Origin of the sequence: Rhizobium skierniewicense Ch11 (assembly GCF_023757665.1) — a bacterium.
In the GTDB taxonomy this organism is placed as follows: Bacteria; Pseudomonadota; Alphaproteobacteria; order Rhizobiales; family Rhizobiaceae; genus Agrobacterium; species Agrobacterium skierniewicense.
In genome coordinates this window covers 157539-175963 of the sequence record NZ_RXPG01000003.1, presented here as the reverse complement: position 1 = coordinate 175963, position 18425 = coordinate 157539, and the positions used below count along the sequence as shown (strand labels likewise).

Sequence of the window (18425 nt, the reverse complement as noted above, 5' to 3'; positions counted from 1 at the left end):
CCACATTTTTTAGGAGCGCATATCGCGGGGCCTCAGGACAAGATCGGATAGGCAAAGCATGACGTGTTTCGCTTTGGGGGAGTCTGCGACGTGTTTCATGAGTGCGACATCGCGATGCCGCGACGAGCCCGACGTCTCACATTCACCCACCAGAGCCGTTGACGGCATGCTCCCCTGGCGCAAAAAATCGCCATGTTGGTAAGCAAGCTGAATTCCCGAAGATCATCGCCCGCTGGTTCGCGATGGTTCAGCAAAGGTTCAGGATCAGCACGAGATAAAGCTGCCAAGTTGTTTCGATCCCTAAAAGCAATCTGAAACAAATCCCGGTTAAGACAAGCCACCCCTCACAAGAGTGCAGAATACGAGCCGATGTCATTTCATATTACGCCGACCGCCGCCGCCCGTGATTCAGAAACAAAGCAGATCGATCACAATGATTCGATTCGTTCCGCATACTTCACGATTGAGGAGTTGAGGGACTGCGGAGCCGAGCTTTCCAAATCCGGTGCCCAGGACCTTCCAGGTTTCATGGAGTTCGATTTCTTCGCGCGCCATCGTGAAAACGAAAAGGAAATCCTACGCGTTTATCGTTCGACAGCCGTGGATTCTGAAAACGGCGCAACGATCACGCCCGCCGCCGAGTGGCTGTTGGACAACCATTATGTGATCGAAGAAGCCATCCAGGAGGTCCGCCGCGACTTCCCGCGCAAGTTCTATCGTCAGCTACCGACTGTGAAGATTGGCAACTCGACGATACCGCGTGTCATGGCACTCGCCTGGATCTACGTTGCCCATACGCACAGCACGATTTCACGCGAAAGCATGACGGCGCTGGTCGAAGGCTACCAGACATCGAAAACCCTCCAGATCGGCGAGCTCTGGGCGTTACCATCCATCCTGCGGTTCGTCCTGATCGAAAATCTACGCCGTATCTCCATCCGCGTCGAGCGCTCGCGCCGGATGCGCCAGAAGGCAAACGAGGTCGTTGACGAGATCATCCGCCTCAACGATGCCGACGCGTCGGCTGCCTTGCTCAAGCAGATCGAATCTCTCGTCAGCGACCCGACTTTTTCCACTCAGTTCCTCTATCGCCTCAGAAACGGTTCCCAGACATCTGGTTTTGCGCTGAACTGGCTGGAAGAGCGCCTGAGCAGCATCGGCACAGACGCCGAAAACATCATGATGGCGGAGCATAATCGCCTTGCGTCCGGCAATGTGACGATGGGTAACATCGTCAAGAGCCTGCGCGAAATCGACGACACGGAGTGGTCGGTCTGGTTCGAGGAAGTCAGCCATATCGACAAGGTTCTGCGCGAGCAGACCGATTATGAAACGCTGGATTTCGGTTCGCGCAACACCTATCGCAACACTGTCGAACTTCTGGCGCGTCGTTCACCCAAGACGGAAATCGACGTGGCGCAGGCCGCCGTCGATATGGTCACGGACGCCGCCAATTCCAGCGAAAAACAGCCGCATGCGCCCAATGTCGGAAGTTTCCTGATTGGTGAGCGTCGTGAAGAGCTGGAAAGAAAAATCCAGTACAATCCGCTTGTCTCGCAACGCATCGTTCGCTTTATGAGAAAATTCAACTGGGTGTCCGTTGCGGTCCCGGTTATCGCACTGACGGCCTTGGCGCTGGTCATCGTCGGCTGGTTTTTGGCAGACGCTGGCATGCCGTGGTATGTCATTGCGGCGTTTTTGCTGATGTTCGCTCTGCCTGCATCGGAAGGTGCCACGGGACTGCTCAACACGGTGGTGACGTCTTTTGTCAAACCGTTTCGTCTTGTTGGCTATGAGTTCAAGGAGGGTATTCCCAAGGATGCCTGCACGCTTGTAGCGGTGCCCTGCATGATCACCAGCCGCGACAGCGTCGACGAGATGATCCGCAACATCGAGGTGCATTACCTTGCCAACCCGCACGGTGAAATTTATTTCTCGCTGATCAGCGACTGGCGCGACGCACCCTATGAGCAGTCACCCGAGGATGTCGAAATTCTCGAATATGCCAAGCGCGAAGTGGCAGCTCTCAGCGCCCGTTATGCCTTTGATGGCAAGACACGCTTTTTCCTGCTGCACCGCCGACGCCTCTACAATCCGGCAGAAGGCAGCTGGATGGGCTGGGAACGCAAGCGCGGCAAGCTGCATGAACTGAACATGCTGCTGCGCGGCGACAAGGACACGACCTTCCTCAACGGCGCCAATATGGTGCCGGCCAACGTCAAATATGTCATGACGCTGGATGCCGACACGCGCCTGATGCGCGATGCCGTGACCAAGCTCGTCGGCAAGATGCATCACCCGATCAACCGCCCGGTGCATGACCCCGAGACTGGCCGTGTGATCCATGGTTACGGCCTGCTTCAGCCACGGGTGACGCCGTCACTCACCACCGGCAAAGACGCCTCCGTCTTCCAACGCGTCTTCTCCATCAACCGCGGGATCGACCCGTACGTCTTTACGGTTTCAGACGTCTATCAGGACCTGACATCCGAAGGAACGTTCACCGGCAAGGGCCTTTACGATGTGGACGCTTTTGAGAAAGCCCTGAAGGGGCGTATCGATGAAAACGCCGTCCTGTCGCATGACCTTCTTGAAGGCTCGTTTGCCCGTTGCGCTCTGGTGACGGATGTCGAGCTGGTAGAAGACTTTCCGACCCGTTATGAAGTCGAAGTGTCGCGTCAGCACCGCTGGGCGCGTGGCGACTGGCAGTTGCTTCCCTACATCATGGACATGAAGCGCGGCGTGACCGGCATTGGTCGCTGGAAGATGATCGACAATCTTCGCCGGTCGCTGACCCCGATCGCCTGGTTTGCCGCGTCGGTTCTCGGCTGGTATTTCATGGGCCCGGTCGGCGCATTGATCTGGCAGATTCTATTGATCTTCTCGCTGTTCGTCGCACCAACAATTTCTCTGGCAGCGGGCCTCGTGCCACGTTCCACCGATATTGTACCGCAGGCGCATTTCCACACGCTTTGGTCTGAAATCCGGGCCACCAACGCACAGGTTGCCCTGCGCATCGTCTTCATCGCCGATAGTGCCTGCATGATGGCGGACGCCATCGTCCGCTCGCTCTATCGCCTGTTCGTCAGCGGCAAGCTGATGCTGGAATGGCGAACGGCGGCGAGCATCCAAGGCAGCGCCCAGGGTAGCATTTTCGATTATTACCGACAGATGTGGCACGCGCCCGTCGTCGCCCTGATCGGCCTCGCCTTCGCAGCCCTTCCTGGCGATAACGCCTTCTTGGTGGGCCTGCCTTTTGCCTTGCTGTGGGTCTTTTCGCCAGCAGTGGCGTGGTTCGTCAGCCAGTCTGCCGAAACCGAAGATCGTCTGTTCGTATCGGAACACGTGTCGAGCGAATTGCGCAAGATCGCTCGCCGGACATGGCGCTATTACGAAGCCTTTGTCACTGCAAACGAGAACTATCTGCCGCCGGACAACTATCAGGAAACACCTGAGCCGATGGTTGCCAGCCGTACCTCGCCTACCAATATCGGCGTCTATCTGCTTTCGGTGATCTCTGCCCGTCAGTTCGGCTGGATCAGTTTTTCTGAAACCGTCGAGCGGATGGAAAAGACGATCGAGACAGTCGAGAAGATGGAGAAGTATCGTGGCCATCTCTACAACTGGTATCACACGGACACGCTCCAGACGCTGGGTCCAAAATATGTCTCGGCAGTCGATAGCGGTAACCTCGCCGGTCATCTGATCGCCATTTCCTCGGCATGCCGCCAGTGGGCGGAAGCGACGTCGGCTCATCTTCAAGGCAACCTCGATGGCATCGGCGACGTCGCCGGTATCTTGCGCGAAACGCTGAAGGAACTGCCGGACGACCGCAAGAACCTGCGTCCGCTGCATCGTCGCTTGGAGGAGCGCATCATCGGGTTTTCCAACGCCTTGGCCTCCGTCAAGCGCGAGCACGAGTTCGCTTCCATCCGTGTCATCAACCTGGCCGTTCTCGCCCGCGACATTCAAAAACTGGCATCCAACCTCAATCTCGAGGTCAAGAACGAACAGAGTGCCGAGATCACGCGCTGGGCGCAGTCGCTTGTCGATTGCTGCGAGGCGCATATTTCCGACAGCGCGTTTGATCTTTCCACGATCGATCCGCTGCGTGACCGCCTGATGTCGCTTCAGGAACGCAGCCGCGATCTTGCTTTCACGATGGATTTCGCCTTCCTCTATCGCAAGGATCGCCGTCTTCTTTCCATCGGTTACCGCGTGGACAGCAAGGAACTGGACGAAGCCTGCTACGACCTTCTGGCATCCGAATGCCGCCTCACCAGCCTGTTTGCGATTGCCAAGGGCGATCTTCCGACAGAACATTGGTACCGCTTGGGACGTCAGGTCGTGCCCATCGGCGCGCAAGGCGCGCTGGTGTCCTGGTCCGGCTCGATGTTCGAATACCTCATGCCACCGCTCGTCATGCAGGAGCGTCACGGCGGTATTCTGAACCAGACCAACAATCTGATCGTCAAGGAACAGATCAGCCACGGACGCCGTCTCGGCACGCCGTGGGGCATTTCCGAAGCGGCCTTTAACGCTCGCGATCACAATATGAACTACCAGTACACCAACTTCGGTGTGCCGACGCTCGGCCTCAAGCGTGGTCTGGGCCAGAATGCCGTGATCGCGCCCTACGCCTCCATCCTTGCGTCGCAATACGATCCGGATGCAGCTCTCGAAAACCTCGAGAAGTTACGCAAGCTGGGTGCACTCGGCCAGTATGGCTTCCATGATGCGGTCGACTTCACGCCGACCCGCGTACCGGATGGCAAGGTCTGTGCCGTCGTCTACAACTACTATGCCCACCACCATGGCATGTCGATTGCAGCCGTTGCCAACGTCGTTCTCGACGGTGTGTTGCGCGAACTGTTCCACTCCGATCCTGTGATCGAAGCGGCCGAATTGTTGCTTCAGGAAAAAGCGCCGCGCGAAGTCCCTGTGATGAGTGCCAAATACGAGCCGGAAACACCCGGCAAGGAACAGGCAGACCTGTTGCGCGCAGAGGTGCGGACCATCGCCGATCCTGCCGTACGTGACCGTGAGGTCGTATTCCTGTCGAATGGTCACTACTCGACCATGCTGACGGCAACGGGGGCGGGTTATTCCAAGTGGAATGGCCTGGCCATTTCGCGCTGGAAGGCTGATCCGACCGAAGATCGCTGGGGTACTTTCCTGTTCCTGCGCGATACGGCATCGGGCGAATGGTGGAGCGCCACCGCAGAACCGCGTGTTGCCGAAGGTGAAAAGACCAAGACGGTCTTCACCGACGACAGAGCCGAATTCCACAAGACGGTGGGCGACCTGCAAAGCGTGGTCGAATGCATCGTTGCTACCGAGCACGACGCCGAAGGCCGTCGCGTGACCCTTCTCAATGTTGGTTCCGAAGACCGCTACATTGAAGTGACCTCCTATATGGAGCCCGTTATCGCCAATGATGACGATGATAGCGCTCATCCGCTGTTCTCGCGCATGTTCGTGCAGACCGAAATTGGTAAGCGTGGCGATGTGATTCGCGCCTGGCGCAACAAGCGAAGCCCAAGCGAACCCAGCACGGTCATCGCGCATCTGGCAGCCGACAATGCTGGCCCTTCCCGCCCGACCGAATTCGAAACGGATCGCGCCAAGTTCCTCGGCCGTGGCCGGTCGCTGGGTGAAGCGGCAGCCTTCGATCCGGGTGCGACCTTGTCGGGAATGGACGGTTTCACGCTCGACCCGATCTTGTCTTTGCGCCGCGTCGTGCGCGTGCCTGCCGGCAAGAAGGTCAGCGTCATCTTCTGGACCATCGCTGCACCAAGCCGCGAAGACGTAGACAAGGCGATCGACCGTTATCGTCATCCCGATGCCTTTGCGCATGAACTCGTGCATGCCTGGACCCGCACCCAGGTACAGATGCGCCACGTGGGCGTGTCGTCGCAGCAGGCTGCGGCCTTCCAGCATCTCGCCCGCTATCTCGTCTATCCAGACATGCACCTGCGCGCAGATGCAGATACGCTGAAAACGGGTCTAGCCTCGCAGCGTTCGCTCTGGCCACTGGCGATCTCCGGCGATTTCCCGATCTTCAGCCTTCGTATCAACGACGATATGGACATGGATATTGCCCGCGAAGCCCTGAGTGCGCATGAATATTTGCGCGCTCGTGGTGTCATCTTCGATCTCGTCATCGTCAATGAACGCGCCGCGTCCTACGCTCAGGATATGCAGCACGCGCTGGACTTCATCTCCGAAGCGCAGCGTCGCATCAATCCCGCCGACGGTGGCAGACAGCATGTGTTTTCCGTACGTCGTGACTTGATTGACGAAGAAACATGGACGGCTTTGCTGGCAGCGTCCCGTGTCGTCCTCCACGTACGCAACGGCAAGATCGTCGATCAGGTCAACCGTGCCGTCTCGTTGTTTGCAGCCCATCGTGGGCCTGAAGGCAGCGAATTGGCCGGCGCGCGCCTTCCTGCCAAGGTTTTCCCGGTCGCAGAAGCGATCGAAGATGCCCAGGATCTGGATTTCTGGAACGGCTTCGGTGGCTTCACCAAGGCTGGCGACGAGTATGTTGTGCGTCTGCACGGTGGTCAGGCCACACCGCAGCCGTGGATCAACGTCATCTCCAACGAACGTTTCGGCTTCCATATTTCTGCCGAAGGCGCCGGTTTCACCTGGAGCCGCAACTCGCGTGACTACCAGCTGACGCCATGGAGCAACGATCCGGTCGTCAACCGACCAGGTGAAGCGATCTACGTCGCAGATATCGAAAACGGTAAGGTGCATTCGCCCTTTGCAGCGCTGTCACGCAACCCGGAAGCGGTTTTCGAAACCCGTCACGGCCTGGGTTACTCGGTGTTCAGAAGCGTCGAAGACGGTCTTGACATCGAGGTAACGCAGACCGTCGATCGCGAAAAACCGGTCAAGCTGTCGCGACTGACCGTGCGCAATGTCGGCACCCAGAACCGCCGCTTGCGGACCTATGGATACGTCGAATGGGTCCTTGGCAACAACGCACAAAAGTCGGCACCTTTCATCCTCAGTACGCATGACGAGGAAACCGGTGCGCTGTTTGCATCCAACCCTTACAGCATCGACTATAACGCCCGTGCCGCCTTCCTCTCGATGGAAGGTCCAGCGAACGCCTTTACCACCAGCAAACGGGAGTTCATCGGCCGCTACGGCTCGATCTATGCGCCGCAGGCGGTCGTCTCGGGTACAGCTCTTTCCGGCAGCCTGGAGCTGGACGGTGCTCCGTGCGCCGCCATCATGCAGGAAATTCATCTGAAACCCGGTGAAGAACGTCATGTCATGTTCTATCTGGGGGATGCCGACAGTGCGGATGAGGCGCGCGCCGTGGTCAATGACATCCGCCAGTCGGACTTCGACGCGGTGCTCAAGGCCAACAAGGACTTCTGGAAGGGCTTTACCGGCCAGTTGCAGGTGTCCACGCCGGATGCCGGCTTCAACCACATGGTCAACAGCTGGTTGCCCTATCAGGCGCTCGCTTGCCGCATTCTGGCACGAACCGCGTTCTATCAGTCGAGCGGTGCCTTCGGCTTCCGCGATCAGTTGCAGGATACGCTGGCATTCCTCCTCTACCAGCCGCAGCTTGCCCGCGAACAGATCCTGCGCGCAGCCGGACGCCAGTTCGTAGAGGGTGACGTCCAGCATTGGTGGTTGCCATTGACGGGCGCAGGTGTGCGCACAACCATCTCGGATGACGTAGTGTGGCTCGCCTATGCAACTCATCAGTATATCTCCGCAACTGGCGACAAGGCGATCCTCGAAGAAGACGTTGCGTTTCTGAAGGGCCAGGCTTTGACGCCTGGTCAGCACGACGCCTTCTTCCAGCCGGAAACCAGCGAAAAGACGGCAACTCTTTACGAGCATGCCGCGCTGGCGCTTGATCTTGCCATCCATCGCACCGGCGAAAACGGCCTGCCGCTCATTCTGGGTGGTGACTGGAACGACGGCATGAACCGTGTCGGCGTGGCGGGCAAAGGCACCAGCGTCTGGCTCGGCTGGTTCCTCGCAGGCACCTTGCGCGACTTCATCGAAATCGCGCAGGAACGTCGTGATCTCGACCGGGTCGAAAAGTGGAAGACACACCGCGACAAGCTGCGGGCAGCACTCGAAACCGCTGGCTGGGACGGCGAATACTATCGTCGTGGTTACTTCGATGATGGTACGCCGCTCGGCTCCATCACAAGCGAGGAATGCCGCATCGATTCGCTGGGCCAGAGCTGGAGCGTGCTCTCCGGCGAAGGCGAAGAGAAGCGTTCCGTTCAGGCCATGGACGCGGTCATGAAGGAACTCGTCGATGAAGAGACAGGCATCATCCGCCTCTTCACGCCGCCATTCTCCCGCTCCCCGCAGGACCCGGGCTACATCAAGGCCTATCCGCCGGGCGTGCGTGAAAATGGTGGACAATACACCCATGCTGCAACTTGGGTCGTCTTGGCACTGGCAAAACTGGGCCGCAGCGAAGATGCATGGAAGTGCTTTTCGCTTCTCAACCCGGTCAATCACGCCCTCGACCGCCCGTCGTCGGAAACCTACCGTGTGGAACCCTATGTGGTCACGGCAGACGTTTACGGCGCGGGCGCCTACGAGGGACGTGGTGGCTGGAGCTGGTACACTGGCTCTGCCGGTTGGCTTTACCGCGCGGCCGTTGAAGGTATTCTCGGCATCACGCGCGTCGATGGAAAACTGCACATCGCACCGTCATTGCCGCAGGCTTGGGATGGTTTCTCGGCAAAGATCACCCTGGAAGGCGTGGTCCGCGAGGTCGCCGTGAAGCGAAATGAAGACACATCGGATATCGACGTCTTGATCGACGGAACGCCGGTGACCGCCAGTGGCAAGGCAATTGCCTTCGATTGACGCGTTCTGCCGCTTTGGCCACACCGTTCAACAAAAAGCCCCGGCATTGCGAGATGCCGGGGCTTTTTCTATGATCGAATAAAGCGCGATCATCGGGTCCCGAAGATCGCCGATCCCACTCGCACACTCGTTGCACCGAATTCGATGGCCGTCTCGAAATCACCGGACATCCCCATCGACAGCTTTTCGAGGCCACATCCCCTTGCAAGTTTTGCCAGAAGTGCAAAATGCGGGCCGGGATACTCGTCTGCTGGCGGGATGCACATCAGACCTTCGACATTCAGCTTCAACACATCGCGGCACATGGTGACGAAAGCCACCGTCTCACGCGGATCGATGCCCGCCTTTTGCTGCTCCATTCCGGTATTGACCTGGACATAGAAGCGGAGCGCCTTTGCCTGCTTGCTGCATTCGTCGGCAAGTGCCCGGGCAATTTTTTCGCGATCAACGGTCTCGATGACGTCGAACAACGCCACCGCATCGGCCGCCTTGTTGGACTGCAGGGGGCCAATCAGATGCAGTTCGATGCCACCTGTCTTTTCTTTCAGTGCTGGCCATTTGCCCTGCGCTTCCTGCACCCGGTTTTCACCAAATATGCGCTGGCCGCAATCGATCACGGGCTGGATCATGTCGGCATCGAAGGTTTTCGAGACAGCCACGAGGTTGACGCTACCAGTCTCCCGGCCCGCTTTTTCCGCAACCCCCGCAATCCTCTGCGTGACGTCTTCAAGGCGCGCTTCGATTTCCATATCAAACCCTCACTTTAGCAAGCAATAGGGGTTTCAGTAGCCGCCGCTTGCCTTGATGCCAAGCAACAATGTCACCATTTAAACGCTGCTGATCAAGATTGCGCCATCGCACGCCCTGCCAAACTTGACGCATAGGCCGTTTCGTGGTGAAGGTCAGCGCGAATTTTCCCCTTGATACCCGGATTTCAGAAGTATGGCCATCGAACGTTATAATCCTCGCGACGCCGAGCCGCGCTGGCAGCAAAAATGGAACGAAGACAATGTCTTCGTGACGGACAACAGCGATCCACGCGAGAAATATTACGTTCTTGAGATGTTTCCATATCCATCGGGCCGCATCCACATGGGCCATGTACGAAATTACGCGATGGGTGACGTGGTGGCGCGTTACAAGCGCGCGCGCGGCTATAACGTTTTGCACCCCATGGGCTGGGACGCCTTCGGCATGCCCGCCGAAAATGCAGCCATGCAGAACAAGGTTCATCCCAAGGAGTGGACGTACCAGAACATCGCAACGATGCGCGGCCAGTTGAAATCCATGGGTCTGTCTCTGGACTGGACCCGCGAATTCGCCACCTGCGATGTGGAATATTACAGCAAGCAGCAGGCGCTGTTCATCGACTTCATGGAAAAAGGTCTGGTTTACCGCAAGCAGTCCAAGGTCAACTGGGACCCTGTCGATCATACGGTTCTGGCCAATGAACAGGTGATCGATGGTCGCGGCTGGCGCTCGGGTGCGCTGGTGGAACAGCGGGAACTGACGCAATGGTTCTTCCGCATTACCGATTTCAGCCAGGATTTGCTGGATGAGCTGGACCAGCTCGACCAATGGCCGGAAAAAGTTCGTCTGATGCAGAAGAACTGGATCGGCAAATCGGAAGGCCTGTCGCTGCGCTGGCAGACAGTTGCCTCCACCGCGCCCGCGGGCTTTGACGACATTACCGTATATACGACGCGCCCTGACACGCTGTTCGGCGCATCGTTCCTTGCCATTGCAGCCGACCATCCGCTCGCAAAAAAGCTGTCCGAAAACAACGCCGAACTGGCCGAATTCTGTGACGAGTGCCGCCGTCAGGGCACGTCCCTGGCTGCGTTGGAAACGGCGGAAAAGCGCGGCTTCGACACCGGCGTCAAGGTCACGCATCCGCTCGATCCGTCTTGGGAACTGCCAGTTTACATCGCCAATTTCGTGCTGATGGATTACGGTACCGGCGCTATCTTTGGATGCCCGTCCGGCGACCAGCGCGATCTGGATTTCGCCCGCAAATACGATTTGCCTGTGGTCGCCGTGGTAATGCCAGAAGGCGAGAATGCCGAGACCTTCACGGTCGATGATACGGCTTACGTCGATGACGGCGTGATGATCAATTCGCAGTTCCTGAACGGCATGACGACGAAGGATGCCTTCGAGGCGGTCGTATCGAAACTGTCGGCACAGACGCTCGGCAACGAGCCACAGGCAGAGCGCAAGGTCAATTTCCGTCTGCGCGACTGGGGCATTTCCCGTCAGCGCTACTGGGGTTGCCCGATCCCGGTCATCCATTGCGAAGTCTGTGGTGTCGTGCCTGTCCCGAAGAAGGATTTGCCGGTCAAGCTGCCCGACGATGTGACGTTCGATGTGCCCGGCAATCCGCTGGATCGTCACCCCACATGGCGTCATGTCTCTTGCCCGCAATGCGGCCACGATGCCCGTCGGGAAACCGATACGATGGATACGTTCGTCGACTCGAGCTGGTATTTCACGCGCTTTACAGCTCCCTGGGAAGAACAGCCGACCGATCCGAAGGTTGCCAATCGCTGGCTGCCGGTCGATCAGTATATCGGCGGCATTGAACATGCGATCCTGCATCTGCTCTACTCGCGCTTCTTCACCCGCGCCATGAAGGCCACCGGCCATGTGGATGTGAAGGAGCCCTTCAAGGGTCTGTTCACGCAGGGCATGGTGGTGCACGAGACCTACCGTCTTGGCGAAGGCCAGAACGGACAATGGGTCGTGCCTGCCGATATCCGCATCGAGGAAACCGACGGCAAGCGCCGCGCCTTCCTGCTGTCTGGTGGTGACGAGGTTCAGATCGGCTCCATCGAGAAGATGTCGAAGTCGAAGAAGAACGTGGTCGATCCGGACGATATCATCGCATCCTATGGTGCCGATACCGCGCGTTTCTTCGTACTGTCGGATAGCCCCCCAGAGCGCGACGTCATCTGGTCGGAAGCCGGTGTCGAGGGCGCGCACCGCTTCGTACAGCGCGTCTGGCGCATCATCGGTGAAGCCGCCGAAGAATTGAAGTCCGTCAGGCCCGCGCCTGCAAGCGAGGGTGAAGGTCTGACTGTTTCCAAGGCGGCCCACAAGACGCTGAAGGCGGTTCAGGACGATCTGGACAAGCTGGCCTTCAACAAGGCGATTGCCCGCATCTATGAGCTGGTCAACACGCTGGCGGGTCCTTTTGCCGAGATTGCCAAGGGCGGCGAACCGGAAGCCGCCAAGGCAGCCGCCCGTGACGCCGCTGAAATTCTCGTACGCCTGATCGCGCCCATGACGCCCCATCTGGCTGAGGAATGCTGGATGGCGCTCGGTAATGAAGGTCTTGTTGCTCAAAGCGCCTGGCCTGAATTCGTACCCGCTCTCACGCAAGAAAATGACGTGGTCATGCCGATCCAAATCAACGGCAAGAAGCGTGGCGAATTGACAATCACGCGCGATGCGGATCAAGATGCCGTCCGCGCAGCTGTGCTTGAACTGGATGTCGTCAAATCGGCGCTATCAGGTGCTGCACCCAAGAAAATCATTGTGGTTCCACAGAGGATTGTGAACATTGTTGTTTGATGCCTATTCCAGATGGGGCCGCATAGCAGCCACAATCTCCATCGTTTTGTTCGCTGGCGTCCTTGCGGGCTGCCAAGTGCGCCCGCTCTATGGTGAAGCCTCCGGCACCCGCCAGAAGCTGGAAAGCGTCAGCTTTACAGGTGCCAACGATCGCATCACGCAGGAAGTGCGCAATCGCCTGATTTTCCTTGCTTACGGAGGCGAAGGCGTCCCGAAGACGAAGGACTATATGGTCAACTTAACGGTCAGCTCTTCCGCAACATCGACGGAAGTGACCGACGACACAAGCCTTTCGATCAGCCGCAATAACTATGATGGTCCTTATCCGGGACGCGTCAGCATGAGCGGCACCTACGTGATTACCCGCGTGTCAGATGGCAAGGTTCTGCGTACCGCCACCCGAGCCGTGACTGCCATGCTTGATCTGCCACAGCAGGAATTCGCCAAGATTCGCGCCATTCGCGATGGTGAAAACCGGGCAGCACGGGAGCTTGCCGAGATCATCGGTACGGACATCGCTGCCACACTCAGCCGCTGAGCTCCGTTTCATGACGGAAATCAAGTCGCACGAATTTGAACGCTTCGCCGAAAAACCGGCGGAGCGTTTTCGTGTTTTCGTGCTTTACGGGCCCGATCGTGGCCTTGTCTCGGAGCGTGCATCGCTTATTGCCTCCAAGACAGGCATTGACCCTAACGACGCCTTCGCATCGCTAAAGCTGACCGCATCCGATCTTCATGGCGATCCCGGTCGGCTTCTAGACGAGGTCAACGCCATCGGTCTTTTCGGCGGTGAGAAACTCGTCTGGGTCAAGGGTGCTGCCAATGAGAAGGCACTGGTCGATGCGCTGCAAGTTCTCTCCGACAATCCGCCGGAAGCGAGCTTTCTGATTATCGAAGCCGGCGACCTCAAAAAGGGAACAGGACTTCGCAAGATTGCAGAACCCTCGCGCGCAATTGCCGCCATTCCCTGTTATGCAGACGATGCACGTGCGCTCAGCGCTCTCATCGATCAGGAACTTGGGACCGAACATCTGCGCATCTCGCCGGCGGCGCGACAGAGGCTGACCGAATCGCTCGGCGGCGACAGGATCGCTTCGCGCAACGAGGTGCGAAAGCTGGCGCTCTATTGTCGCGGCCACGACGTGATCGAGGAAGACGACGTGATGGCCATCATCGGTGATGCCAGCACCGTATCTGCCGACGATGCAGTGGATGCGATATTGAAGGGTGACCGCAACGCCTTTTTCCACGCCACCCAAAAAATCATCGCCTCGAAAACGCCGATCTTTCTGGTGCTGCAAGGCTGCCTGCGTCAGTTTCAATTGCTGGACCAGATGCAGGCTGAAATGGACGACAAGAAACAGCAGGCCGGCCAGGTGATGCTGACACTCGGACGCGGCATCCATTTCCGCCGCAAACCCGTGATCGAGCGCGCCCTGCGCACATGGCAACCAGCAGCGATTGCCCGTGAGATGAACCGATTGCAGGCAGCCATCCTGCAAAGCCGCCAGCGGCAAAGTCTGGAGGAAAGCGTCGCCTTGTTGACGCTCCTCTCCACCACCTTGCAAGCTAGCCGTGCAGGATAACATTACTGAAGGCATAAAAAAGCCTCCGCAGCGTTGGCTGGGAGGCTTTGTATCCATGGGCTTGTTCTGAAAAGAACTCAAAAAGGCTTAGTCGCCCTTGCCGGGTTCCGCCGAAAAGTAGAGATCGAGCTTGCCCGAAACGCCGTCCATCTCCTTGGCTTCCGGCAGCGGGTCGCGCTTGACGGTGATGTTGGGCCAGATGGCGGCATATTCGGCGTTGAGCGTCAGCCATTTGTCCAGACCCGGCTCGGTATCAGGCTTGATGGCCTCTGCGGGACATTCCGGCTCGCACACACCACAGTCGATGCACTCATCGGGATTGATCGCCAGAAAATTTTCGCCCTCATAGAAGCAGTCCACGGGGCAGACCTCGACGCAGTCGGTATATTTGCAACGAATGCAGTTGTCGGTCACGACATACGTCATGAAGAACTCCAGATATACGGGCCGGACAACAGGGCTTGAGAGGCAAGCCTCCGCCCGGAATTCAGACAGGGCAATTTTGCAAGTGAGGTAATGCCTTTGTCACAATATAGCAAGGACAAACGGTTTCAAAAAAACGGCTCATGTGAGTGAATTATTCCAATGCACAGCAACGTGTTTTGCCCGACCAGCTTTTATGTCACGGTTATTATTCCGAGCCTTCGCTGCTATCCAGGATAAACCGGTCGAGCGCACGCCGTTCCTTTTTCGTCGGACGCCCGCTGCCCGGCTCTCGCATTGCCTGCTCGAAAGGTGTCATATGGTCGTTCGGCGCAGGCGGCGGTGTCTGGTCGTCATAGAGAAGCTTGGCTTCCTCATAGGGGCCACGTCGCTCGCCGGAGGCCAGAACGACGAGAATACGGCTTGAACGCTCCAGAGAGAGTTCCAGCCTGTCACCCAGCTTCAGCAAATGACTCGATTGGCGTACCGGCTTGTCGTTCACCCTGACATTGCCAGACTGAATATAACTCTGGGCAAGCGAACGGGATTTGATAATCCGGGCGAAGAACAGCCACTTGTCGAGGCGCTGGCGGCCTGCATCCTGTGGCTGCTGCTTCTCACCCATGGTTTACTTCTTCAACTGGTCTTTCAGAGCAGCCAGCTTGGCAAAAGGCGAATCCGGATCCACCGGCTTCTCCTTGCGTGGTGGCTTGGCTTCGAAACGCTGCTGACCCTGCGGCTTTCCACCACGATCGTTACGGTCAGGCCGGTCCTTGCGCTCGCCGCGATCGGGACGATCGTTGCGATTGCTGTTGTTGCGGTCTGGGCGACCACCATCGCGTTTGCGATCTCCGTCACGGGCTGCATTGTCACGGGGGGCACCATCACGACCAGCATTGCCACGCGGCTGGGACTTGCGGTCTTCGCCACCGTCGGCACGGCGTTCACCCTGTCCACGATTGCCGGGACGACGGTTGTCGCTGCGCTGGGTATCGTTGCGGCCGCCTGGACGCCACAAGAGAACCGGCTTCGGCTCTGCAACCTCAGCCGCTGGCTCCTGTGCCGTCTCTGTCACTGTCTCGGATGCTTCCGCAGCCGATGGTGTTTCTTCTGCTGTCACATCGACAGGAGCCTCTGCAACGGCTTTAGCAACGGGTGCTTCCGAAGGCGTCTCGGCATCGGCATCATCATGCTGTACAGGCTCTTCAACAGCAGCAGCCGGTGCCTCGGTCTTTGCAGCATCACTGCGCTGGTCGCCAAGGAACGCGGCAGCATCCTCAGCGCTGACCTGATCGGCACGGTAGCCCAGACCCTTCAGAATCTCTTCCATATCATCAAGCGTCGCGCCCAGAATGGACAGCATGGCAGTGGTGGTGGTGAAACGACGGCCATCATAGGCGCCTTCAGGACGTGGCTGCGTCCCCGGCTTCCATTGCAAAAGCGGACGGATGAGATCAGCAAGACGCTCCAGAATATCGATACGAACGGCGCGCTTCCCAAGGAAACGGAAGCCTGCGAGCTTGTAGAACATCCGCTCGAAGCTTGGGTCCGTTACGACAGATGTACGACCTGCTGCGAGAACAGGAATAAGATCGCCGTAACCCGGCTTTCCGAGACCGTCATTCTTCAAGGCCCAGAGCAACGTCACCAGTTCAGCAGGGGCGGGCTTGAGCAATGCGGGAAGAAACACATGGTAGGCACCGAAACGAATGCCATAACGGCGCATGGAGGCACGTGCGTCCTGATCCAGCGTCTTGACCTCTTCGGTCACATCGCGACGGAACAGAACGCCGAGATTTTCCACAAGCTGGAACGCCAGACCCTTCGCCAGACCCTGAAGGTCTTCGGCGCGGGAAATATCGTCCAGCGGCTTCAGCACGGTTGCGATCTGGTGGTTCACGAAGCGCTCGACGCGGGCAATGGCATGATCACGCGCGTTGCCGCTCAACTGCTCGTCGGCAAGCATGAGGACGCGCGGCTTCATGATATTGTCGCCAGACGTCAGACGAGCGACAGGCTCACCCAACCAGCGGACCAGACCATCAGAGCTTAACGCGAGATCGCCGTTGCCACTGGCATGCAGGCGCGCAGCACGCGCCTCATATTCCAGCGCAAGCGCCTTCTGCGCTGCGCCTTGCACAGCCTTGGCATCTGGCCCTTCGGCTCCGGCCACCGGTGTAAACCGGAAACCCGCCAATTGGCCGACATGATGTCCTTCAACAAAGACATCACCATTCACACTGATTTCAGCTTCAAGCATCGCATTCTCTCTTAGGCGCCTCATGAGCACAGATGTCCTGCGATCAACAAAGCGTTTCGTCAACCTTTCATGTAAAGCATCGGACAATCGATCTTCGATTTCCCGAGTCTTTTCTTGCCAGTGTGTCGGATCGGCAAGCCATCCTGGGCGGTTTGATACATACGTCCATGTTCTGATCTGCGCAATCCTTGCAGAAAGCGTATCGATCTCTCCGTCGGTGCGGTCCGCCCGCCGCACTTGTTCGGCCATGAAATCCTCGTTGACGGTGCCGCGCTTCACGAGGTCGAAATAGAGTGTCGAAATCAAGTCGGCATGCTGTGCTGGCGCGATGCGGCGAAAATCCGGTAAGGCACAGGCCTCCCACAGTTTTTCCACGCGCGCGGAGTTGGTGGTTATGTCGACGATTTCGGGATAGCGCGCAAGATACTCCAGAGCCTGCTGGTCGATGGCAGGCAAGGCGCGGGTCAGCCCTTGAACCGTCGGTGCCACATCAAGGCTTGCGCGCAAATTAGTAATAGATGAATAATCGAAGTTCTTGGTGCGCCATTGCAGAACTTTGACCGAATCGAACTGATGTGATTCGACACGGTGCACAAGCTCGTCGTCGAATGGATCGACCTGCCCCGTCACGCCGAATGTGCCATCGCGAAGGTGGCGACCGGCACGACCGGCGATCTGCCCCATCTCACCTGCATTCAGGTTGCGAAACTGATAGCCGTCGAATTTACGGTCCTGCGCAAAGGCAACATGATCGACGTCGAGGTTGAGACCCATGCCGATCGCGTCGGTCGCAACGAGATACTCGACATCGCCGTTTTGATAGAGCCCGACCTGCGCATTACGGGTGCGCGGCGAAAGAGCACCCAGCACCACAGCCGCACCACCACGCTGGCGGCGCACCAGCTCGGCAATGGCGTAGACCTCATCGGCGGAAAACGCGACGATGGCAGTGCGCTGTGGCAGACGGGTAATTTTCTTCTGACCGGCATAAAACAGCTGTGAAAGCCGGGGACGCTCGACCACGACGATGCCGGGCAAAAGCTTTTCCAGAATGGGCCGCATGGTGCCCGCCCCCAGAAGCAATGTCTGTTCACGCCCGCGAAGATGCAGAATGCGGTCGGTGAAGATATGCCCTCGCTCGAGGTCCCCCGCCAGTTGCACTTCATCGATGGCGACGAAGGCAGCCGTTGTTTCACGCGGCATGGCCTCGACGGTACAGACAAAATATTGCGCTTTGGGAGGGCTGATCTTCTCTTCGCCGGTAATCAACGCGACGTTTGGCGCCCCGACCTTTTCTACAAGCCGCGTGTAGACCTCGCGGGCAAGCAGCCGCAGAGGCAGGCCGATGACACCGCTTCCATAGGCAACCATGCGCTCGATGGCGTAATGCGTCTTGCCGGTATTGGTTGGGCCAAGAACGGCCGTAACACCGCGGCCGCTCAAGATCATGGGGCGAGAATTCAACGTATTATCCGTAAGATCGACTGAACTGCTGTTTGAGAACCATTCGGAACCGTTCCGTCCGCCTGTGACACAACACATGGCCATCGTTGCGCGCAAAGGCAAGGCGTAACCGCGCGAAAGGCTCGTTCGCTTCGGTTTTTGCCACGTATCCCACGACTGGAACATGTTGCGAACGAATCAGAGACGAATCGATAATGTTACAGATTCGGCTTTTGTTCACGACACTATCTGGCCCGCTTGAACCCCGCTACCCACCA

At 58.1% G+C, this 18425-nt stretch carries 8 protein-coding genes; 4 read left to right on the top strand and 4 right to left on the bottom strand.

Annotated elements, in window-relative coordinates:
* Positions 1-369 precede the first annotated feature (369 nt).
* Positions 370-8862 carry a glycoside hydrolase family 94 protein gene (locus EKM04_RS02465; RefSeq protein WP_183896362.1) on the top strand — a complete coding sequence of 2831 codons (8493 nt, stop codon included), beginning with the start codon at positions 370-372 and terminating at the stop codon, positions 8860-8862.
* Between the two features lie 89 nt (positions 8863-8951).
* Here the strand turns inward: EKM04_RS02465 and EKM04_RS02460 are convergent, their stop codons facing one another.
* Positions 8952-9611 carry a YggS family pyridoxal phosphate-dependent enzyme gene (locus EKM04_RS02460; protein ID WP_183896364.1) on the bottom strand — a complete coding sequence of 220 codons (660 nt, stop codon included), beginning with the start codon at positions 9609-9611 and terminating at the stop codon, positions 8952-8954.
* 193 nt (positions 9612-9804) lie between these two features.
* Here EKM04_RS02460 and leuS point away from each other — a divergent pair, with 193 nt between their 5' ends.
* From leuS to holA, 3 genes are read left to right on the top strand one after another with little or no spacing between them, the layout of a single operon-like run.
* Positions 9805-12435 (top strand): leucine--tRNA ligase, encoded by a 2631-nt coding sequence (leuS, locus tag EKM04_RS02455; RefSeq protein ID WP_183896366.1) that lies wholly within the window; start codon positions 9805-9807, stop codon positions 12433-12435.
* A complete protein-coding gene (locus EKM04_RS02450; protein WP_183896368.1) occupies positions 12428-12973 on the top strand; it encodes a hypothetical protein in 546 nt (181 codons plus the stop codon). Before leuS ends, EKM04_RS02450 begins: the two co-directional genes overlap by 8 nt.
* Positions 12974-12983: 10 nt before the next feature.
* A complete protein-coding gene (holA, locus tag EKM04_RS02445) occupies positions 12984-14021 on the top strand; it encodes a DNA polymerase III subunit delta (RefSeq protein WP_183896370.1) in 1038 nt (345 codons plus the stop codon).
* An 87-nt stretch (positions 14022-14108) separates the two neighbouring features.
* On the opposite strand, the gene fdxA is transcribed toward holA, so the two are convergent.
* The 3 genes from fdxA to EKM04_RS02430 form a co-directional block, all read right to left on the bottom strand.
* Positions 14109-14447, bottom strand: coding sequence for a ferredoxin FdxA (fdxA, locus tag EKM04_RS02440; protein WP_045230952.1), 339 nt, complete (start codon positions 14445-14447; stop codon positions 14109-14111).
* A 205-nt stretch (positions 14448-14652) separates the two neighbouring features.
* A complete protein-coding gene (locus EKM04_RS02435; protein ID WP_174154305.1) occupies positions 14653-15069 on the bottom strand; it encodes an RNA-binding S4 domain-containing protein in 417 nt (138 codons plus the stop codon).
* Between the two features lie 3 nt (positions 15070-15072).
* Positions 15073-18153, bottom strand: a complete 3081-nt coding sequence (locus EKM04_RS02430) for a helicase-related protein (protein ID WP_183896580.1) — start codon at positions 18151-18153, stop codon at positions 15073-15075.
* Positions 18154-18425 lie beyond the last annotated feature (272 nt).

Excerpts from the sequence above, each read along its gene's own strand:
- EKM04_RS02465 (WP_183896362.1), top strand. The coding sequence starts at position 370 with ATGTCATTTCATATTACGCCGACCGCCGCCGCCCGTGATTCAGAAACA.
- EKM04_RS02460 (WP_183896364.1), bottom strand. The coding sequence starts at position 9,611 with ATGGAAATCGAAGCGCGCCTTGAAGACGTCACGCAGAGGATTGCGGGG.
- leuS (WP_183896366.1), top strand. The coding sequence starts at position 9,805 with ATGGCCATCGAACGTTATAATCCTCGCGACGCCGAGCCGCGCTGGCAG.
- holA (WP_183896370.1), top strand. The coding sequence starts at position 12,984 with ATGACGGAAATCAAGTCGCACGAATTTGAACGCTTCGCCGAAAAACCG.
- fdxA (WP_045230952.1), bottom strand. The coding sequence starts at position 14,447 with ATGACGTATGTCGTGACCGACAACTGCATTCGTTGCAAATATACCGAC.
- EKM04_RS02435 (WP_174154305.1), bottom strand. The coding sequence starts at position 15,069 with ATGGGTGAGAAGCAGCAGCCACAGGATGCAGGCCGCCAGCGCCTCGAC.
- EKM04_RS02430 (WP_183896580.1), bottom strand. The coding sequence starts at position 18,153 with ATGATCTTGAGCGGCCGCGGTGTTACGGCCGTTCTTGGCCCAACCAAT.